At 60.5% G+C, this 19,306-nt stretch carries 26 protein-coding genes; 9 read left to right on the forward strand and 17 right to left on the reverse strand.

The window, feature by feature from the left end; translation table 11 throughout:
• Positions 1–47 precede the first annotated feature (47 nt).
• The 7 genes from ACSQ26_RS26575 to ACSQ26_RS26605 all read right to left on the reverse strand — a co-directional run bounded on the left by ACSQ26_RS26575 (position 48) and on the right by ACSQ26_RS26605 (position 4,234).
• Positions 48–1,028, reverse strand: a complete 981-nt coding sequence (locus ACSQ26_RS26575) for an SDR family oxidoreductase (protein WP_436014286.1) — start codon at positions 1,026–1,028, stop codon at positions 48–50.
• A 76-nt stretch (positions 1,029–1,104) separates the two neighbouring features.
• Positions 1,105–1,353 carry a hypothetical protein gene (locus ACSQ26_RS26580; RefSeq protein ID WP_436014288.1) on the reverse strand — a complete coding sequence of 83 codons (249 nt, stop codon included), beginning with the start codon at positions 1,351–1,353 and terminating at the stop codon, positions 1,105–1,107.
• A 66-nt stretch (positions 1,354–1,419) separates the two neighbouring features.
• Positions 1,420–1,662: a DUF982 domain-containing protein gene (locus tag ACSQ26_RS26585; protein WP_436014290.1), complete on the reverse strand. Its 243-nt coding sequence runs from the start codon at positions 1,660–1,662 to the stop codon at positions 1,420–1,422.
• A 62-nt stretch (positions 1,663–1,724) separates the two neighbouring features.
• Positions 1,725–1,988, reverse strand: a complete 264-nt coding sequence (locus ACSQ26_RS26590; RefSeq protein WP_436014292.1) for a hypothetical protein — start codon at positions 1,986–1,988, stop codon at positions 1,725–1,727.
• Between the two features lie 121 nt (positions 1,989–2,109).
• On the reverse strand, positions 2,110–2,943 hold the full coding sequence (locus ACSQ26_RS26595; RefSeq protein WP_436014294.1) for a transglutaminase-like domain-containing protein: 834 nt from the start codon (positions 2,941–2,943) through the stop codon (positions 2,110–2,112).
• A gap of 47 nt (positions 2,944–2,990) precedes the next feature.
• Positions 2,991–3,926 carry a transglutaminase family protein gene (locus tag ACSQ26_RS26600; protein ID WP_436014296.1) on the reverse strand — a complete coding sequence of 312 codons (936 nt, stop codon included), beginning with the start codon at positions 3,924–3,926 and terminating at the stop codon, positions 2,991–2,993.
• A 113-nt stretch (positions 3,927–4,039) separates the two neighbouring features.
• Positions 4,040–4,234, reverse strand: coding sequence for a hypothetical protein (locus ACSQ26_RS26605; protein WP_436014298.1), 195 nt, complete (start codon positions 4,232–4,234; stop codon positions 4,040–4,042).
• Positions 4,235–4,343: 109 nt separating this feature from the next.
• Between ACSQ26_RS26605 and ACSQ26_RS26610 the strand changes: the two genes are divergently transcribed.
• Positions 4,344–5,135 (forward strand): Ku protein, encoded by a 792-nt coding sequence (locus ACSQ26_RS26610; RefSeq protein ID WP_436014302.1) that lies wholly within the window; start codon positions 4,344–4,346, stop codon positions 5,133–5,135.
• A 203-nt stretch (positions 5,136–5,338) separates the two neighbouring features.
• Here the strand turns inward: ACSQ26_RS26610 and ligD are convergent, their stop codons facing one another.
• The 3 genes from ligD to ACSQ26_RS26625 form a co-directional block, all read right to left on the reverse strand.
• Complete coding sequence (ligD, locus tag ACSQ26_RS26615) at positions 5,339–7,885, reverse strand: DNA ligase D (RefSeq protein ID WP_436014304.1); 2,547 nt, start codon at positions 7,883–7,885, stop codon at positions 5,339–5,341.
• Positions 7,886–7,888: 3 nt separating this feature from the next.
• Positions 7,889–8,731, reverse strand: a complete 843-nt coding sequence (locus tag ACSQ26_RS26620; protein WP_436014306.1) for a Ku protein — start codon at positions 8,729–8,731, stop codon at positions 7,889–7,891.
• Positions 8,732–8,802: 71 nt separating this feature from the next.
• Complete coding sequence (locus ACSQ26_RS26625; protein WP_436014308.1) at positions 8,803–9,576, reverse strand: IclR family transcriptional regulator domain-containing protein; 774 nt, start codon at positions 9,574–9,576, stop codon at positions 8,803–8,805.
• A gap of 110 nt (positions 9,577–9,686) precedes the next feature.
• Between ACSQ26_RS26625 and ACSQ26_RS26630 the strand changes: the two genes are divergently transcribed.
• The 4 genes from ACSQ26_RS26630 (at position 9,687) to ACSQ26_RS26645 (ending at position 12,952) form a co-directional block, all read left to right on the forward strand.
• Positions 9,687–10,547: a CoA transferase subunit A gene (locus ACSQ26_RS26630; protein WP_436014310.1), complete on the forward strand. Its 861-nt coding sequence runs from the start codon at positions 9,687–9,689 to the stop codon at positions 10,545–10,547.
• On the forward strand, positions 10,544–11,335 hold the full coding sequence (locus ACSQ26_RS26635; protein ID WP_436014312.1) for a CoA-transferase subunit beta: 792 nt from the start codon (positions 10,544–10,546) through the stop codon (positions 11,333–11,335). Before ACSQ26_RS26630 ends, ACSQ26_RS26635 begins: the two co-directional genes overlap by 4 nt.
• Positions 11,336–11,460: 125 nt before the next feature.
• On the forward strand, positions 11,461–11,898 hold the full coding sequence (locus tag ACSQ26_RS26640; RefSeq protein WP_436014314.1) for a low affinity iron permease family protein: 438 nt from the start codon (positions 11,461–11,463) through the stop codon (positions 11,896–11,898).
• A 1-nt stretch (position 11,899) separates the two neighbouring features.
• Entirely contained in the window at positions 11,900–12,952 is a 1,053-nt protein-coding gene (locus ACSQ26_RS26645; RefSeq protein WP_436014316.1) for a DNA topoisomerase IB, read from the forward strand.
• A 73-nt stretch (positions 12,953–13,025) separates the two neighbouring features.
• On the opposite strand, the gene ACSQ26_RS26650 is transcribed toward ACSQ26_RS26645, so the two are convergent.
• Complete coding sequence (locus ACSQ26_RS26650) at positions 13,026–13,439, reverse strand: hypothetical protein (RefSeq protein ID WP_436014318.1); 414 nt, start codon at positions 13,437–13,439, stop codon at positions 13,026–13,028.
• A gap of 154 nt (positions 13,440–13,593) precedes the next feature.
• Here ACSQ26_RS26650 and ACSQ26_RS26655 point away from each other — a divergent pair, with 154 nt between their 5' ends.
• Positions 13,594–13,875 (forward strand): BON domain-containing protein, encoded by a 282-nt coding sequence (locus ACSQ26_RS26655; protein ID WP_436014320.1) that lies wholly within the window; start codon positions 13,594–13,596, stop codon positions 13,873–13,875.
• A 76-nt stretch (positions 13,876–13,951) separates the two neighbouring features.
• Here the strand turns inward: ACSQ26_RS26655 and ACSQ26_RS26660 are convergent, their stop codons facing one another.
• Positions 13,952–14,866: a hypothetical protein gene (locus tag ACSQ26_RS26660; protein ID WP_436014322.1), complete on the reverse strand. Its 915-nt coding sequence runs from the start codon at positions 14,864–14,866 to the stop codon at positions 13,952–13,954.
• Positions 14,867–15,204: 338 nt separating this feature from the next.
• On the opposite strand from ACSQ26_RS26660, the gene ACSQ26_RS26665 reads away from it, so the two are divergent.
• Positions 15,205–15,654, forward strand: coding sequence for an HD domain-containing protein (locus ACSQ26_RS26665; protein ID WP_436015485.1), 450 nt, complete (start codon positions 15,205–15,207; stop codon positions 15,652–15,654).
• A 6-nt stretch (positions 15,655–15,660) separates the two neighbouring features.
• On the opposite strand, the gene ACSQ26_RS26670 is transcribed toward ACSQ26_RS26665, so the two are convergent.
• From ACSQ26_RS26670 to ACSQ26_RS26685, 4 genes are all read right to left on the reverse strand, one after another.
• Complete coding sequence (locus tag ACSQ26_RS26670; RefSeq protein ID WP_436014324.1) at positions 15,661–15,795, reverse strand: hypothetical protein; 135 nt, start codon at positions 15,793–15,795, stop codon at positions 15,661–15,663.
• A gap of 31 nt (positions 15,796–15,826) precedes the next feature.
• Positions 15,827–16,114, reverse strand: coding sequence for a hypothetical protein (locus ACSQ26_RS26675; RefSeq protein WP_436014326.1), 288 nt, complete (start codon positions 16,112–16,114; stop codon positions 15,827–15,829).
• A 141-nt stretch (positions 16,115–16,255) separates the two neighbouring features.
• On the reverse strand, positions 16,256–16,759 hold the full coding sequence (locus ACSQ26_RS26680) for a ferritin-like domain-containing protein (protein ID WP_436014328.1): 504 nt from the start codon (positions 16,757–16,759) through the stop codon (positions 16,256–16,258).
• A 158-nt stretch (positions 16,760–16,917) separates the two neighbouring features.
• Positions 16,918–18,015: a PRC-barrel domain-containing protein gene (locus tag ACSQ26_RS26685; RefSeq protein ID WP_436014330.1), complete on the reverse strand. Its 1,098-nt coding sequence runs from the start codon at positions 18,013–18,015 to the stop codon at positions 16,918–16,920.
• 254 nt (positions 18,016–18,269) lie between these two features.
• On the opposite strand from ACSQ26_RS26685, the gene ACSQ26_RS26690 reads away from it, so the two are divergent.
• Positions 18,270–18,515 carry a hypothetical protein gene (locus tag ACSQ26_RS26690; protein WP_258158852.1) on the forward strand — a complete coding sequence of 82 codons (246 nt, stop codon included), beginning with the start codon at positions 18,270–18,272 and terminating at the stop codon, positions 18,513–18,515.
• A gap of 130 nt (positions 18,516–18,645) precedes the next feature.
• Here the strand turns inward: ACSQ26_RS26690 and ACSQ26_RS26695 are convergent, their stop codons facing one another.
• Positions 18,646–18,909, reverse strand: coding sequence for a hypothetical protein (locus ACSQ26_RS26695; protein ID WP_436014332.1), 264 nt, complete (start codon positions 18,907–18,909; stop codon positions 18,646–18,648).
• A 121-nt stretch (positions 18,910–19,030) separates the two neighbouring features.
• Between ACSQ26_RS26695 and ACSQ26_RS26700 the strand changes: the two genes are divergently transcribed.
• Positions 19,031–19,294, forward strand: a complete 264-nt coding sequence (locus ACSQ26_RS26700) for a hypothetical protein (RefSeq protein ID WP_436014334.1) — start codon at positions 19,031–19,033, stop codon at positions 19,292–19,294.
• Positions 19,295–19,306 lie beyond the last annotated feature (12 nt).

A 19,306-nucleotide genomic window follows, 5' to 3' on the forward strand; every position in this document is an offset into this window, starting at 1 on the left:
CCGGCGGTGAAAGCCGGCGGCGTTTTGTCGGGCGATTGTTCGCCGGCTTAGTAACCGCCGACGATGGGCAGGATTTCGCCCGTTATGTAGCTCGACATCTGTTCGGAGGCGAGGAAGACGTAAGCCGGTGCCAGTTCTTCGGGCTGGGCGGGCCGCTTCATCGGCACCTTCGAACCGAACTGCGCGACCCTATCGGCCTCCTTGTCCGATGGGTTGAGCGGCGTCCACACCGGACCCGGTGCTACGCAATTGACCCGGATGCCACGCGGCACGAGGCTCGCCCCGAGGGAACGGGTAAAGGCGTGGATGCCGCCCTTGGTCATCGAATAGTCCAGCAGTTCCTTCGAGCCGTCGATGCCGGTGACCGAACCGGTATTGATGATCGCCGAACCGTTCTTCAGATGCGGGATCACAGCCTGTGCCATCAGGAAATAGCCATAGAGATTGGTTTTCAGCGTCAGGTCGAAATGCTCGATCGTGAGATCCTCGATACCGGGGGCATGGACCTGAAAGGCGGCATTGTTGACGAGGATATCGATCTTGCCGAAGGCTTTGAGTGCCGCATCCACGGCGTCCCTGCAATAGGCGGGGTCGCTGACGTCGCCCTTGCTGACAAGGCATTGGCGACCCTCCGCCTCGACCGCGGCCTTGGTGTCGCGCGCGTCCTGATCCTCGTCGATATGGCAGATCACCACATCGGCGCCTTCGCGGGCGAACAGGATCGCCACGGCGCGGCCGATGCCCGAATCGCCGCCGGTGATGATCGCCACCTTGTCCTTCAGCTTCTCCGAGCCCTTGTAGAAGGGAGCATCGAACATCGGCGGCGGGTCGAGGGCGCGCTCCATGCCCGGCTTGGGCTGGTGCTGCTTGGGAAATGGCGGTTCGGGATATTTCCGCGCGCCGGCCTGCATCGCGCCGCCGGATTTCTCGTTGTTCTGCTCGTCCGCCTTTTTCACCTCGCGCTGGATATCGCGCTGCTTTGCGGTCACCGCGTCGGTGTCAGGGCGGGCTTTTCGTTGTTGTGCCATGGCTGGAGTCCTCTCTTGGAATATGAGAGGACTTAACCGGCTTCAGGTGGAATTGTTCCGGTGCGGTATCGCGCGCTCAGCGGGCCTTGCTGCGCGTGCGGGCGGCTTCGAGCAGCCGGCGGATTTCGTCAGCGGCATGGGTTTCCGAGGCGAACGCCTTGCTTGGCACGATGCCGGGATCCTCTTCGCCATCCATGAACTGGGTGTCGCGGTGCAGTTCGTCGAAAATGTCGGCGTAGCGCTCGTCATGGACCAGCGCCGTCAGGAGTGTGATGAGCACTTCGCGGTGTGCGTTGAGGCGTGCTTCCATTTCATGCGGGTTCATGTTTCGCCTCATGCTAAATATTCAGGCGAGACCTGTTTGACCCGCCTGAAATGGGTAAGGCAAAAGCTAGTGGACCGCAACCGCCGCTTCGATCGAGGCCGAGATGAAAATCTCACGGGCTGCTTCGGCGGACGTCATGCGCTCGAGTGCTGCGCGGCAGACGGACCGAGCGGCTTCATAGTGGCGGCCCTGGCGGGCTGGCCATTCCCGATCGAGAAGATCGAGGGCGGCGACCGGCCCTTCGACGTTGCGCTGCATGCCATAGGGCAGCTTGATACGAACGGGTTTGCTCCAGGGAATGTCTCGCATGGCGTTCCTTTCTCAAAACACTACAGAACGCCCACGACGCGAATTTGTTCCGAAGGGACCGGTCAGTTACGGTCGGTCCTGCGGACATTCTCGTCGCGGATATCCATGATCGGAGCCCGCCACCAATAGTGGGTTTCATCGTAAATGTGCGATTCGCGCGCCCACCAGCGATCCTCGTGGATATCGTAGGCGCTCATGCCGTAGCGCGACGAGATGCGTTCGATCAGCACGTCGCATTCCGCCGGCGTCTCGAAGATTTCAGGCAGGATTTCTTCCTCGACAACGTTGCCGGAAAGATCCACGAGCTTGTATTTTATCAGGAACATCGCAACCCCCGAAGCAATGCAATATCGGGAGCTTTCACCAATTCGCCGGGAAATGCAACGTCTACGATGGATTTTTGCGACGGTGATGGTGTCGCAGATATATTTTCGCTAATATTCCGGTTCAGCCATGCGCGAGTTCCGCCTCGCCATGCGGCACTTCTTCGGTCACGACTTCGAACGTCTTCAATATGGTTGGACCGAAATTCGTCGAGAGCGCAACGTCGGTGGCGTCGCGTCCCGTCGCCATCAGTATACGGCCGATGCGAGGCCTGTTGTGCCGTGCGTCGAGCGTGTGCCAGTGACCGCTGAGATAGACTTCGAACCAGGCGGAAAAGTCCATCGGTGCCGGGTCTCTCGGCACGCCGATATCGCCGAGATAGCCTGTGCAGTAGCGGGCGGGAATATTCATGCAGCGGCAGAGCGTGATCGCCAGATGCGCAAAGTCGCGACAGACGCCGGTCTTGTCGGTATAGCCGCCATGCGCGGTGCGGAGCAGGTCGGCGTTCTGGTAGTCGAAGGCGATATGATCGTGCACGAAATCGACGATTGCCTTGACGCGCGGCCAGCCCGGTTCCGTGCCGCCGAACTGCGCCCAGGCAAAATCGCTGAGCTTCTCGGTGTCGCAGTAGCGGCTGCCGAGAAGGAAGACCAGCACATCATCCGGCAGGTCCTGGATCGGATGCTCCATCGCGCCCTCCGGCACGGGATCGGGCAGGCCCGAATCGTAGATCTCGAATTCGGTGGTGATTTCGAGCAAGCCTGGGGGCGCCACGATGCGGCTGCAGGCATTGCCGAAGCCATCGGTATAGTTCCACGCCTCTATCGGCGGCGAGAAATTCAGCACCTGCTCCGTCAGCAGATCGATCCGGCGCGAGGGATGAATGTTGAGCACGAGCAACATCGGCGTCGGCTGAACACATTCATAGCCGAGCCTGAAACCGGCGCGTATCTTCATGGAATCTTTCCGTGCGTTAGGTCGGACGGCGTGGCCGCGTCATCCTGCTAACTCGCGAGACCGCCGGCAAGTTCCATGCTGCGTGCGCCGTTTGGCTTGCTTTCATCCGGCTCTTCGCGGATCACATTCACCTGCACCGACATGTCACGATAGTCTTCGGCCTTGCCGTCGTAACTGCCGGAAAGCGGGATCGCCTGGCGGGGGTCGCGGGCCACGGCGACGCGGATCAGGTCGCGGCTGCCGACAATGCCATTGGTCGGATCGAACTCCACCCAGCCTGCGCCGGGCAGGTAGATCTGGCACCAGGCGTGGGTCGAACCGCCGCCGAGAGTGATCGAGCCATCGCGGGCGGGTACGAAGATGTAGCCGGAGACAAAACGTGTCGCCATGCCGAGCGAACGGGCAGCCTCCATCATCAGCAGTGCAAAATCGCGGCAGGTGCCGCTGCGCAATTCCAGCGTCTCGATGGGCAATTGCGTGCCGCGCCCCTGGCGCCGTTGATAGGCAAAGCTCTCGCGGACGGAATAGCACATGGTCATCAGCAGATGACCGGTATCGGTGGGATGGCCGACCTTGACGAACTGTTTTGCCCAGTGGCCGACGTGATCGGCGGCATCGGGATATTGCCGCACGATCAGCCGTTCGAGATCCGGCATCTCAAGCGTATCGTAGGTGAAGGGATAATGCAGCGCCTGGTCGTCGATCTTGAGATCGAGCGGAATGTCTGGCGTGTGCTCGAGCCTTATGTGGGTCTCGATCCTGAGTTCGGTGGCCGGCTTGTCGAAGGTCACGTTGGCAACGCAGTTGCCGAAGACATCGTGCACCCATCTGACATCGGCCGGCTCCGGCGTGGTGACCAGGCTCGAGGTCAGCAGACGCTGGTCGTAGCTGTCGCGCGGACGGAACATCAGCCGGTGCTCGCCGAAACGCACCTTCCGGCGATAGCTGTAGGTGGTGAGGTGCCGCACGGCGAAGATGGTCATCGTTTCTAGCAGTCGATCATTAGCAGGTCCGGGTGCTTCTAACCCTGCCCGTGGCGATGTTCAATCACTGCTGTGGTCAAATGCGTGGCTTCGCCACAGTCAAATGAAGGATATCAGCCTTCGACCGACTCGTTTTGCGCGCCGCCGCCTTCGGCTCCGGGCTCTCTGGGTTTCTGGTTCGCGTTGGTGTCAGGCGTTATTTTATCCTCGCGCCTGATCTCAGGATCGCTATCGATCAGGTCGGTATCTGAATCGCGGACGGCAGGCTCGTTGCGATCCTCTGCTTCGGGATATTTCCTTGGCGGCATGATCTAGTCCTCTTTGCCCCGGTAACCAACGGGTGCCGAAGGTTGTTCCGACTGGGGAACAAAAGCCAGGTGGCGGAAGTTCGTATCTCGAATTCATGGGGATCTTCACATGGCACCGCGCAGCTATTGGAAAGGCTATCTCAAGCTCTCGCTCGTCACCTGCCCGGTGGCGATGATGCCGGCCACCAGCGAGTCGGAAAAGGTGCGCTTCCACACCATCAACCGCAAGACGGGCAACCGTGTAGTCAGCCGCTATGTCGATAGCGTCACGCGAAAGCCCGTCGATGAGGATGACGAGGCGCGAGGCTATCCGCGCGGCGAGGACGATTACGTCATTCTCGAGGAAGACGAGATCGAGGCGGTGGCACTGGAGAGCACCCGCACCATCGATATCGATGTGTTCGTGCCGAGGGCTTCAATCGAGTGGCTGTGGTATGACACCCCACATTACCTTGTGCCGGACGACAAGGTCGGCGAGGAGGCATTCGCGGTCATTCGCGAGGCGATGACCGACAATGATGTCGTCGGCATTTCCCGTCTCGTCATGTATCGCCGCGAGCGCGCCGTGATGCTGGAGCCGCGCGACAAAGGGATCATCCTCTGGACATTGCGCTATGGCGATGAGGTTCGGGACACCGGCGATTATTTCGAGGGCCTCAAAGGCGGCAAGCCGGAATCCGCGCAACTCGCTTTGATGAAGAAATTCATCAAGACCCGGACGCGGAAATGGGACAGATCGATCGCCGACGATCCTGTCCAGGACAAGCTCCTCGACATCATTGCCGCGAAGAAGAAGGGCCGGAAGGTCCGTCCGGTCAAGGCGAAGGCGGAAGAGGCCAAGCCCAGCAATGTGATCAACATCATGGATGCGCTGAAGGCGAGTTTGGCCAAGAAGAAGTGATGAAGTTTGGTGTGTTGGACGCCAGCGGGTTGGCTCGCCGTTCACCCCACACGCGGCGTCTTCCTCGGGCTTGTCCCGAGGATCTGGTGACGCTCATCAGGCAATCGACGATGGTGGGCCTATCTTCCCTCACCAGATCCTCGGGACAAGCCCGAGGAAGACGTCGGGGATGGGATGAATCGCGAGTAACACGCTGACACCATTCACTTCTTCTTAGCCGGAACCTTCGGCAATACCTTCGCTGACGCCCTATAATTCTCCCACGGATCCTTCTTCAGCGACGCCAGCCGTTGCGGCGCATTGAGCACCGTGAAATAGTTCGGGCCAATGCCTTCGTTCAGCTCTTCCCAATCGAGCGGCATCGACACCGGCGCACCCTTGCGTGCCCTTGTCGAGTAGGCTGCGACAGCGGTGTTGTTGCGGCCGTTGCGCAGGTAATCGATGAGGATCTTGCCGGTTCGTTTCGACTTGGTGATGGTCGAGACATATTTGTCCGGTTCATCCGCTGCCATGGCGTCGGCGATGCCCTTGGCGAAGGTTTTCACTTCATCCCATCCGGCCGATGGCTTGAGTGGCGTCACCACATGCAGGCCCTTGCCGCCGGATGTTTTCACGAAGGCCGCGAGCCCGACATCCTCAAGGCGCTGTTTGACGTCGCGGGCCGCTTCGATCACGCGCGCCCAGGACACGTCGTCGCCGGGGTCGAGGTCCATGATGATGGTGTCGGGCTTTTCGAGATCCTTCGTCGTCGAACCCCAGGGATGGATTTCCAGCACGGCGGACTGGACGAGGCCCAGCAGCCCGTCGAGATCGTCGATGAAGATGATCTTCTCGTCCGGCGGGTCGGTCGGGTCCTGGAACAGCCCAATCTCCTTATTCATGCCGCGCCAGGCATGTTTCTGGAAGAAAGATTGGCCCTCGATCCCCTCGGGACTGCGCAGCAAAGCCAGCGGCCGGCCGGTGATGAAGGGCGCGATCTTCGGCCAGACTTCGGCGTAATAGTCGGCGAGACCCTCCTTGGTCACGCCGGCATCGGGCCAGTAGATCCGGTCGGGATGAGTGAGCTTGACCTTGCGGGCCTGCGGTTTCTCGACCTTCTGGCCGGGTCCGGATTCGCGGGTTACGTCCTTTGCCAATTTGTCCTCCCTGAGGCCGCGGAAGGCAGCATGCCTGAGATTGCCGTCCGCTGTCCATGCCCGAAACTCGACTTCCGCCACAAGCTTGGGTTCGACGAACTTCACGCCACGCGCCGCCTCGGACTCCAATTTCTTGGCAAACGGGCTCTTGTCGATGCGTGACTGTTCGAGTTGCTTGAACAGGTCGCCGGCGATCTTGGCGGAATAGCCGGTGCCGACGCGGCCGACATGCACGAGCTTGGCGCCATCATAGACTCCCATGACCAGCGAGCCGATCGCGTTTCGCAATGCCGTCGACGGCACGTAGCCGGCGACGACGAATTCCTGCCGCGACGAGCATTTCGATTTCAGCCAGTCCTTGCTGCGACCCGGCCGATAGGGCGCATCACCGAGCTTGGAGACGATGCCCTCCAGCGACAGCCGGCAGGCATGCTCGAGCACCAGCCCGCCCTGTTCATCGAAATGATCGCTGTAGCGGATCAGCCCGCGCTCGGGGATCAGGTTCCGCAGCAGCGCCTTACGTTCGAGCAGTGGCGATGCCGTCAGGTCGGCGCCGTCCAGATGCAGCAGGTCGAAGGCATAGAAGACGAAGCGATCGGTGCGGTCGTCGCTGAGATCTGCCTGCAGGGCGGAGAAATCCGAGCTGCCGGCGTCGGTTTCGACAACCAGTTCGCCATCGATCATTGCCTTGCCGACCGGCAGATTGGCGAAGGCCTCGGCGACCGATTTGCCGAAGCGCTTGGTCCAGTCGAGCCCACTGCGGGTCAGAAGCTTGACACGCCCGGCTTCGATCCGCGCGATCAGACGGTAGCCGTCGAACTTGACCTCATGGATCCAGCGCTTGCCGATCGGTGGCTTGGCGGAGAGCGTTGCGAGTTGCGGCTCGATGAAGTCTGGAAGGGTGCTCTTCTTCGCCTTTTTGACCTTCAGCGGGTCAATATCTGGGGGCGAGGCTTCCACTTCCGGTGAATCTTTCGTCTTGGATTTTGCGAGAGCTTTTGCCTTGCCGCCCTTGATGCGTCCGGTCTTTGAGGACCAGCCCGGCGCTTCGCCTTCAAGGTCCTCGATCTCGCGGCCGGTGAGAACCGATTCCGGCATTTCATCGAGAATATCCGGTGCATCCTCCGGGCGCGCCGCATCGTCTTCGCCCTTGATCAGCAGCCAGTTCTCGCGTTTCTCGCGCGGCTTGCCATGCATGCGGATCAAGTGCCAGCGGCCGTCGAGTTTCTCGCCTTCAAGTTCAAATTCGAGATGGCCCTTCTTGTAGCCACGTTCGGGATCGCCGACTGGCTTCCATGTCCCACGATCCCAGACGATGACCGAGCCGCCGCCATATTCGCCCTTCGGGATGTTGCCTTCGAAGCCGCCATATTCGAGCGGATGGTCCTCGACATGGACAGCGAGGCGCTTCTCCCCGGCAACCAGACTCGGGCCTCGGGTGACGGCCCAGCTCTTCAGCACGCCGTCCATTTCCAGGCGGAAATCGTAGTGCAGCCGCGTCGCAGCATGTTTCTGGATGACGAAACTGTGGCCGGCTTTCGCGCGCAGCATCTTGCCCTTCGGCTCGGCCGTGCGGGTAAAGTCGCGCTTGGCGTGATAGGTTTCGAGCGCCACGGGTCAGCCCGCCTTCCGCATGGGCTGCGATTTGGCGCCGGATTTCGCGGTGCGTTTGGCGGCAGGCTGCTTGCTGCTGCTCGCACTCCGGCGAAGTGCTTCCAGCAGGTCGGCGGGCTTGGTTTCCTTGATTGGTTTGGGCTTCTTGATCTCGCGGCCTTCGATCTTGGCCTTCACCAGTTCGGCGAGTGCCGCGTCATATCGGTCGTTGAATTCCGAGGGATCGAACTTGCCCATCTTGGTGTCGATGATGTGGCTCGCGAGTTCAAGCATTTCGGGTTCGAGCTTGAGCTTGGGCATGTCCTTGAAAGCATCCGAGGCAGGCCGGACCTCGTATTCGTAATGGAGGGTCGAGGCGATCAGGCCCTCGCCATGCGGCTGGATCAGCAAGGTACGCACGCGGCGGAAGAGGACGGTCTGCGCGATGGCGGCCACCTTGTTCGCCATGAGGCCCTCGCGGATGAGGGCGTAGACTTCCTTCGACTGCTTGTCGGCCGGGGCGAGGTAATAGGGCTTGTCGAAGAAGACGTCGTCGATGTCGTTGCAGTTCACGAAATCGCCGATCTCCAGCATCCGGTTGCTCTCGGGCACGGCGGCTGCGACCTCCTCGGGTTCGAGCGTCACATAATCGCCGCCGGAGACTTCGTAGCCCTTGATCTGCTCGTCGCGCTCGACGGGCTTGCCGGTTTCGCTGTCGACGAATTCGCGGTTCAGGCGGTTGCCGGTCTGACGGTTGACCATGTGGAAGGAGACGCGGTCGGAGGTCGAAGCGGCGGTATAGAGCGCCACCGCGCAGTTCAGTTCGCCGAGCTTGAGATAGCCCTTCCAGTTTGCCCTTGGTGCCACGACGCTACTCCTTGGCCCCGGACTCAAAGCGGGCCTTGGAAACAATGAGTTTGGGCGGCGGATGGTTCCCGTCACTGCACGACGAAGTAATCCTCGATCGAAGTCGCGGCTTTCTGCAGATGTGGCAGGATTTCCCGCTTCATCTCGGCGGGCGTGAAACGAGAAGACTGCGTGGAGATGTTGATCGCCGCAACGATTTTTCGCGTGCGGTCGCGGATCGGAACCGCAATCGATCTCAGCCCTATTTCAAGCTCCTCGTCGATCACGGCAAAGCCTTGCTGTGCCACGAGGCCGATCTCGTTTTCCAGTTCGGCCAAGCCGGTGATGCTTTTCGGTGTGTGCTCGACGATCCGCGCTGACTTGAGAAACGCGCGCAGTTCGGGCGTGGGCAGGTCCGACAGCAGCACCCGGCCCATCGACGTGCACCATGCCGGCAGCCTCGTGCCGACATGCAGCGCGACGCTGAGGATATGGCGACCGGGCACGCGCGCGACATAGACGATGTCCTCGCCGGACAGCACGGCGGCGGAACTCGATTCGTTGAACCGATGCGCCACGTCGCGCAGGAATGGTTCGGCATAGGTCCAGAGCGACGAGCCCTGCAGCCACACCCGGGCGAGCGAGAGCAGACGCGGTGAGAGCGCGAAGCGGCGGCCGTCCTGGATGGCATATTCACTATCGACGAGCGTGAGCAGGAAGCGGCGCGCGGCGGCGCGGGTCATCTCGGCCTTTGCAGCCATCTCCGTAAGCGTCAGGCCTGCCGGATTTGCGGCGAGGATTTCCAGGACCATCAGGCCTTTGCCGAGCGAGCCGACATTGTCGCGGGACAGAGCTTCCCTGGTCATGCTGCTATCTCCCTGCGCGAAGGATTGACATTTCGCGATTCTCGACAAATAGTATTGCATATAAAACATATGTTCGCAATGCGAACTTTTTGCGTCGGAGGATATATCCAGTGGCAAAGTTTCTACCGCTGAAGCAGGCGGTCGCCGAGAACCTGCATGATGGCGATACCGTCGCCTTCGAGGGCTTCACCCATCTCATACCGACTGCCGCCGCGCATGAGGCGATCCGCCAGGGTTTTCGCGACTTGACGCTGGTGCGCATGACGCCCGACCTGATCTACGACCAGATGATCGGCATGGGCATGGCGAAGAAAGTGATCTTCTCCTATGCCGGCAATCCGGGCGTCGGCCTGCTGCGCCGGCTGCGCGATGCGGTGGAGAACAATTGGCCGAATGCGATCGAGATCGAGGAGCACAGCCACGCGGCGATGGCGAATGCCTATGAAGCGGGCGCTGCCGGCCTGCCCTGCGCGATCTTCCGGGGCTATCGCGGCGCCGGGCTGGCGGATGTCAATCCGAATATCAGGAGCGTCGTCTGCCCCTTTACCGGCGAGGTGCTGGCCGCGGTGCCCTCGGTGCGGCCGGATGTGACCTTCATCCACGCCCAGAAGGCCAACAAGAAGGGCGATGTGCTGGTCGAGGGCATTGTCGGCATTCAGAAGGAAGCAGTGCTGGCCGCCAAGCGTGCAGTGGTGACGGTCGAGGAAGTCGTCGAGGATTTCGCCGGCCTCCATCCCAATGTCACGGTCCTGCCGTCATGGACGGTGACAGCGATATCCGTGGTGCCGGGCGGTTCGCACCCTTCCTACACGCATGGCTATTTCGACCGCGACAATGCCGCCTATCTGGAATGGGACGAGATCGCCGCCGAGCGCGATCGTTTCGCGGACTGGATGAAGAAGAACGTCATGGAATCCACGCCGGAGGATTTCGAACGACGCGTGGCACATCTGAGGAGGGCGAGATCATGAGCGAAGCGGGCACCTACACCTCCAACGAGATGATGACGATAGCGGCGGCGCGGGCTCTGTCCAACGACGACGTCTGCTTCGTCGGCATCGGCGCGCCATCGGCCGCCTGCAACGTGGCGCGGCTGACGCATGCGCCGGATATCACGCTGATCTACGAGAGCGGCACGATCGGCACCAAGCCGGATGTCCTGCCGCTGTCGATCGGCGACGGCGAGCTTTGCGATACGGCGGTGACCACGGTCGCGGTGCCGGAGATGTTCCGCTACTGGCTGCAGGGCGGACGCATCACCATCGGCTTCCTTGGCGCGGCCCAACTCGACCGGTTCGGCAATATCAACACGACCGTGATCGGCGATTACGATCACCCCAAAACACGGCTGCCGGGCGGCGGCGGCGCGCCGGAGATCGCCACGTCGTCGGGCGAGATCTACATCACCATGGTACAATCTCGGCGCGGCATGGTCGACAAGATCGATTTCTTCACCTCGTTCGGCCATGGCGACGGCGGCGATCACCGCCAGCGGCTCGGCATCGAGACCAAGGGGCCGACGCTGCTGATCACCGATCTCGCGATCTGGAAGCCCGATCCCGAGAGCAAGGAGTTCACCGTCGTTTCCATGCATCCCGGCGTCACGCGTGACAAGGTGCAGGAGACCTGCGGCTGGCCAGTGAAGTTCGCGGATGCGATGGACGAAACACCGCCGCCGACGGAACTGGAACTCACGACGCTCCGCGACCTCAAGGCCCGCACCGATGCCGCGCATAAGGGCGCGAAGAGTCCGGCTTAGTCCGCTACCGCCCATATTGGAACCGCCGGCCGGGAGCGCGCGTTTAACGCTGCGCTCCCCATGCAGTAAAGCGGCAAGTCTGCCCACCATCCGGATGCGCGCGTAATTCGTTCCGGAGCTTGAACATGAACGCCGCCTTCTCCAAATTCTCCAATGCCGTCTCGCACGTCCTGGGCAAGCCCGTCGCCTTCATCATCGCGCTCTCCATCGTCGGCATCTGGGCCGTGAGCGGCCCCTTCTTCGGCTTTTCCGAGGTCTGGCAACTGATCATCAATACCGGCACCACGATTGTCACCTTCCTGATGATCTTCGTCCTGCAGAACTCCCAGAATAGGTACAGCGAGGCACTCCAGGCCAAGCTCGACGAACTTATCCTCACCAGCAAGCGTGCGGAGAACAAGTTCATCGGCATAGAAAATCTCGATGAGGAAGAGTTGCGCGAACTCAGGCGCCTGATTGACGAAAAAGCCTGCGAGGACGAGGAGGAGGGCGACAAACTGAACTCGAGGCTCGATGAAACGCGGAACAAAATGGCCGCCTCTGCCGCCCATGCGGCGGAGTGAGATGGCAGTTGCAACTGCCGAAGGCGGCATGGCCGTGCCCCTCGACGTTCCGGAGGGTCTGGTTTACGTCGCGAACCTGGAGAACGGCATCCGGCGTGAACGGGTCGGCGATGGTTTCGAATATTACGCTGCCAGCGGAAGGCGCATCATCAACCAGAAGAAACTCGACAGGATCGCCTCGCTTGCCATTCCGCCGGCATACGAGGACGTGCGCATCTCGCCCGATCCGAATTCTCACCTTCAGGCAACCGGACGTGACGCGCGGGGCCGCAAGCAATATTGCTATCATCCCGCATGGTCGGAGCATCGCGATGAAACGAAGTTCGCCCTGTTGCCGGCCTTCGCGGCGGCGTTGCCGCGTATCCGGGAAAAGGTCGATGCCGATCTCAGGCGGCGGAACCTCAATCAGGACAGGGCGCTGGCGGCCGTCGTATGGCTGCTTGACAATCTCTTTATTCGCGTCGGCAATGAGACCTATGCCCAAGCGAACGGTTCCTATGGGCTGACCACGCTCCGCAACCGGCATGTGAAATTCGAGGGATCGGAGATCCGTTTCCGGTTCAAGGGCAAGTCGGGCAAGCAATGGCAGCTCGGTTATCGCGACCGCCGCATCGCCAATGCGATCCGCAAGCTGCAGGAATTGCCCGGCCAGCAACTGTTTCAATATCTCGATGAGGAAAGCTTGCCGCACGCGGTGCGGTCGCAGGATGTGAACGCTTATATCCGGGACGCGTCGGGCGACAATTTCTCGTCGCGGCAGTTCCGGACCTGGGGTGCTACGCGGCTCGCGGCAACCGCCCTGAGTGTGATCGAGCCGGAGACATCCCAGCGTGGTATCACGCGGCAGATCAACTTCGTCATCGACTCGATCGCCAACAGGCTGATGAATACACGTGCTGTCTGCCGCTCGTCCTACATCCATCCGAAGGTGTTCGAGGACTTCGAGAGTGGCACGCTTGCTGGGCTTGGAAAGATCCGGCTGTCATCGAATGCGAACGCTGCGCTGTGGATGGATGACGATGAGCGCCGCGTATTGAAATGGCTTCAGTCGTAGCCTTCGTTATCTCCGTCACAAGAAAAGGCCCTCCGAATTCGAAGGGCCTTCGTGTGCCATAGGGGTTGGGTGGTTAGCTCGGCGCCGGGGGCTTGTGGCGGCCCGACACCGTGGAAATCGTGATCGAGACGGGATCGCTGGCCGGGAAGGATTCGTAAAGCCCTTCGTCCAGCTGCTCCTCCATCATCGCGAGGTCGCCGGTCGCGCGTGCGCTGCGCAGGCCGGTAGGACCATCCTGATCGAGATGGTCGAAATCGCCGTTGCTTTGAGCCTCATACTCGGAAGCATAGTCGAGGCCGCCTTCGATTGCGGCAGCTTCGATCAACAGTTCCCTGGCTTTCTCCACCGCGTTTACGCGGTTGAGCATGTTGTCTGCATCCTGGCGCAACTGGACCGAAATGATTTCGCCGGCGTTGCCGACGAATTCCACCGTGAAGCCCAGTTTGCCGCCCAGTTCCGGGTGGACTAGTGTTTCAAAGCTCTGCATGACCTTACTCCTCGTTTGGCACACAACACTAAACGCCCCGCTCCGAACCGTTGTTCCGGTTTTGCGATCTCACTCGCCGGAACATTTGGTTCCAGAAGGTCGTTATTCTAAACCGCCGAGGAATATTCTTGGACGATCTCAAGGAGATAGAGCGATGGTCTTCAAGCCCCAGACGTTTCACGAAGTGCCGTCACAGGTCGAAATCGATAGTCCCACGCAGGCTGGGCTTGAAGCGCGTGTCGCCGAAGCTCTCGCACGCGCCGGCACCGCCGATGCGAGCGACGTGGAGGTGACCGTGGAAGGATCCACCGTCACCTTGACCGGGACGGTTGGCACCTCGCCGGAAATCGACACGCTTGCCGAGGTTGCCGCCAGCGTGCCGGGCGTCACCTCGGTCGACAATCGCGTTGCAGCGCTGAGAACCGGCTTTCACTGAAACCAGATCCCGCTCATTAAAAATAGCCCGGCGCCTTGAAAGCGCCGGGCCATTTACGTCGGAGCTATTCCGTGTCTTACGAACGGAGATAGGCTTCCTCGTCATCGTCGCGCCGGCGACCGCCGAGGGCTGCTGCAACGCAGGCGATGAAGGCGCCGATCAGCATCGACAGGGCGGCGAGAAGCGAGGTGGTCGCCGCAGCCTTGCGGGCGGTGTCGGCCGCTTCCTGGGCCGCGACCTTGGCATCATCGATCTGCTTCAGGACCATATCGACGCGTGCCTTGGCATCGGCCTCGTTCAGACCGGTGCGAGCGGCGATGATCCGCTCGACATAGGTCCGGTCCTCGGCCGACATTTCGCCGGCAGCCGCACTGCGCATCAGGATGCGCGACAGTTCGGTTGCCGCCGCTTCAGCCGAACCGGGCGCCGTCGTCGCGGTCGCCGTGGCAGCGGTGCGCGGATCCGATGGGCGCAGAAGTGCGTCGGTGAAGTAGGATGTCGACAGATCCGGTCCAGCGTTGGATGCAGCCGTCACCGCTGCGGCACTGGTGGTGCCGACAACAGTGGATGCAGCCTGCGTCGCGCCGCTGACGATCGACGAAACCGTCGAACTCAGAAGTGCCACGACCACGACCGTTGCCAGCGCCCAGGCGAGAAGGCCGTGCGACGTATCGCGAAAGAAGACCTCGTCGGTGTGGACGCCGACCCATTTGGTACGGAGCCGCCCCGTGAGGTAGCCGCCTATGCCGGAGGATACCCATTGAACGATTACCAGCCAGATGGCGGCGTAAATGCTGACGGTCGTCGCGGAACTGCTCTCGCCGGACCACGGCGACACCATCGTCAGGCCAAGCCCGGCGCCGACCAGCATAAGGATCAGCGTCACGACCGTCGCAACAAAAGCACCAGCGATGACCGGTGCCCAACTGACTGCCGATGACGATGATTCCACCGGCGCATCGACCACGATAGGAGATGTTGGAATTGCCATTTCTCGCCCTCCTATCGGAACAGAAGCGCGAGGATGATAATGACTGGAATCGGCACGCCGAGCAGCCAAAGCAATATACCGCGACCCATGGTATCCTCCATTTTTACGAGACTTCAGAAGTCTCCAAGATGTTACCTTCGGGACTCCCGAGGCTGGACGTGAAACTTCCTGCGCTATCGCTTTGTTCCTGATCTCAAACGATTTTTCGGATCGAGCCCCATATTTTTCGATGTGCTGCTATGACGCAGACGCAGGGAACGCGGGGTGCACGCAAAGCGTTAATGCGCTAATAATGTAGTGGTGAACGGAGGGCAGGAGACGTGATCGCAATGACATCTATGGCAGCCGAAAATGCGATGAATTCCTTGTCGCAGGACCAGATTTTCATGCGCGCGGTGCGTATCGCCACCAACGCCCATCGAGGTCAGACCGGCAAGGATGGAAGGCCCTATATCGAACATTGCGAACGCGTGGCCGTGCGGGTCGAACCGGCGCTCAGGCCGATCGCCTATCTTCACGACGTCATTGAAAAATCCGAGGGCTGGACCTTCGAACGGCTCAGGCTCGACGCCTTTCCGGAGGAGGTGATTGGCGCGGTGGATGCGCTTACCAGGCGATCCGGTGAGGAGGATGAAGCTTTCGTCCGTCGTGCGGCCGCCAATCCATTGGCCTTGCCCGTGAAGAAGGCCGACCTTGAGGATAACCTGCAGAGCGCGCTGCGCAGTGGGGAAGACGCCGAGAAATATCGCCGCGGCCTCGAAATCCTCCAGGGCGAGTTTCAAGCCTGATCCCGTTCAGTGGAAAAAGCGCTGCTTGGCCTTGATGTCATCGGCGGCGAGCAGCGACAGAAGCCATTCCTCTATCGTGACATTGAGCGATCGATTGGCCACCGACGAAATGGCCCGCTCGAGCAGGCAAATGCGCCGCAATCACCTTTGTTCCGGTTGTGGAACAACTGCTTCAGCTCACCGCTTCAAGCTCTGGCCAATAGACATCTGATTGAAAATCATCGGGAATCGGCTTCAGAACCGAGAGCGTTTCGGCCACGTAATTGACCTGGAGCGTGAAGTGCCGGATGGCATCCGGTATCGTGGCACCCGTTGCTAAGGCCTTGGCCCGGTAGCGGGTATAGCCGGATGCATTGATCCGGCGTTGCGCTTCCTGGCGAACATCGTCACGGCAGGGCCACCGTATGGCTGCCTCGGCGGCAAAACCGCCTACCACGCGAAATCGAACATGCTGCATCATGAGCACCTCTCCGAGCTGCTCAAACAATGAGCAAGCAACCTTGCTCGGAGCTTTCGCGTGTATACAAGGCGGGGGAGGCGTTTGCCTCCCCCGCCTTAATGCTAATGCAGCATGGTGTCTCGATATATACGGCGGCCAGTGTCAGGCAGCCTTCTTGCCTGCCGCTGCGTTGACCGCTGTTTCGGCGAGCTTGGTAAGGGTCTCGTCCGTCAGGGTTTCTTCCTTGAGCGTCGCATCGAGCAGCGGCACCGCATCCTTGTAGCCGAGCTGCTTGGCCCAGGCCTTCAGCGTGCCGTAGCGGGCGATTTCATAGTGCTCGACAGCCTGCGCGGAGGAGATGAGACCGGCATCGAGAGCCGGCGTGCCCTTGAATTCCTCGATGATCTCCTCGCCTTCTGCGATGATGCCCTGGATCGCTTCGCAGGTCTTGCCCTGCGCCCGCTTGCCGATGATCTCGAAGACCTGCTGCAGGCGTTCGACGTGGTCCTCGGTCTGTTCCTTGTGCTTTTCGAAGCCGGCCCTGAGCTGGGGCGATTGGGCCGCCCGGGCCATTTTCGGAAGAGCCTTCAGAATCTGCCGTTCGGCATAGTAGATATCCTTCAGCGTGTCGTGGAAGAGATCGGCGAGCGTCATTTCCTTGGCCATGTCTGAATCCTTTCATGGAACGGGAACGGGTTGGATTGAACGGAGTGAAAACCCGGTGCTCGACGAAAGGTTCCCCGGTCAAATCCTGTGTGCGGAACTGTTCAAAACACGAAAAAGGGGTCCGAGAACGGACCCCTTTCCAACCCGTGAGAACCGGATCAGCCCTTGAATTCGGGCTGTGCTTTCAGGTTGGCCTGATTGGCATCGATGTATACGCGGAAATCATCGCCCTTCGTATTCTTGACGATGTTCAGCTCGTCCATGGTCACGGCGATCTGATGTTCGCCGACACCCAGGAAGCCGCCGATGTCGAGGACGACGCGGTCAACCTGACCGTTATTGTCCAGGATGATGCGGTTGATTTCGCCAACATCCTCATCGTTCGGGCCATAGACACGGGCGCCGGTCAGCTTGTCGGCCGTGAGCTCGGTTGCCTGTGCGGCCAGATAGCCTTCACGGGTGATTTCCGGCCGGGTCAACCTCGTACGGTTTTCGTCCGTCATCGCCTGCGTCGAGCTGGTGGTGGTGGTCGAAGCTGTCGTGGTGGTGTCCGTCGCCGCCGCATTGTCGTCCATCGCAGTGGTTGCGTCGGCCGGCTTCTTGGCCGTCGTATCTGCAGCGGTTGTTGTCGTATCCGTCTTCGCTGCACTCGTGTCCGCAGCCGTCGTTGTATCAGCAGGCTTGGCAGCGGTATCGGCCGTCGCGGTCGTGGTATCTGCCGGCTTTGCCGCCGTTGCGTCAGCCGTGGTATCGGCCGGAGCAGTCATCGTTGTATCGGTCGCGGTGGCGTTCGGATCGACCGGCGTTGCTGCATCCTTGGCAGCCGCCTGCTGGGCAGCCTTTTCCTCGGCCGAAACGAAGGCGGGGGCCGAGGCCAGCGTTTCCTTGTTGGTGTTCACCACCAGGAAGAAGTCATCGGGGCCATCACCGCTCTTGACGAACTTGACGTCCGTCATCGGCACGGCCACGGCCTTCTCACCCATACCAAGGAAGCCGCCGACACCCAGGACAACGGCATTAACCTTGCCCGAGCGATCGAGGATCACTTCGTTGATTTCGCCTACGTCGGCCCAGTCCTTCTCGGCGCCAGGCTGAACGCTGTCGGCGGGCATGGTTTCGGCGGCATAAATGCGCTGACCGATGAATTGCGATGCGTTGATATCGGTAGGCTGGCTCGTATAGTTGCCCATCTCGGCATAGGCGGCGCCACCGGACAGGATCACGACGAGCGCGGTCGTTGCTAGAATCCGTTTCATCTCAGTTCTCCTCATTAAAAAAGGCAGACCGGACATCGACTGATCCGGTTGCCCTCAAAACGGGTGATGAATCGATTGGTTCCATCATTTCAGGATGCCTTTGGCTGCCGTTGGCGATCATTTTTCATGTCCAACCGGCACTGTTCCTGCGGAGACAGCAGAGCGAAAGCGCATGTGGGATAACGGTATCAACGGACGACAGAAAGCGTCCGCAAGCATGACGGGACAGACAACGCAACCTTAGGAGAACGACCATGAAGAAGTTCATCATTGGCGCTGCAGCTGCCCTCATCGCAACTGTTTCGCTCTCGGCAACTGCTGAAGCCGGCCACAAGTGGAAGCATCACGGCCATCACCATGGTCATCACCATGGCCACCACTACAAGTACTGGGCCGGCGGCTATCACCATGGCGGTGATTACTGCTTCGTCAAGAAGATCAAGCGCTTCGACGACTGGGGCAACATGTATGTCAAGCGGGTGCGCGTCTGCGCCTGGTAATTGACGAGCAGGGCCATCCGTCCTGCAACGGATGGCCCTGCTGGACGCATCTGACCTCCCCTCCCTCATGAAGCCCGGTTCCTCCAAGGAGCCGGGTTTCGTGATTCGGAGTTGGCCTAGATAGAACGTATCAGTGGCGGGAAATGAACTTCGAGAACCTGCTGGTTCCACCGTCCTGGGTCTTGTCCTGATAGAGGAAGGCGAGATAGTTCTGGTCGAAAATCTTGAAGAACTCGTCCCATTCGATTTCTTCCAGGTTCTCTTCCGGCTTGCCGAAGTCAATTCTCAATACTCCGCCGTCTCCGCTTGCCTTGACGCGTGCCGGATGGCCGTCACGGTCTTCGATCCATGTCCGGATCTTCTTGTGGCTGGTCGTGGTGTGAGAAGTGCTCATCTGATCCTCCTTGAGCCAAATACTTCCTTCAAACCGGCCGCTGCGCGAATGGTTCCCCGGGAACCATCCCGGTCGCTGGATGTTGGTGAGGCGATGCAACATGCAGGAGAAGGAGACCGAAATGGCGAATGCCAGCAAGAATCACATCAGGGAAGGCAGCCAGGGCAAGAAATCGGGCGCTGGTGCGATGACCCATATGGATCTCGACAAGATCGGCGCGAACGACGTTCTTTCAAATCGCGACAAGGCCCAGCACTCCCGGGAGCGCGGCCTCGATGGCAAGGCCGTCAAGTCCGAACAGTATCAGGATCATGCTGCCAACCGCGTGGTGCCGGTCGAGAAACTCGACGCGTCGCGCCGCGACACCGGATTGCTGAAGAACTGAGGAGAAACCGAC

This window comes from Rhizobium sp. LjRoot254 (genome assembly GCF_964254105.1).
Taxonomy (GTDB): domain Bacteria; phylum Pseudomonadota; class Alphaproteobacteria; order Rhizobiales; family Rhizobiaceae; genus Rhizobium_E.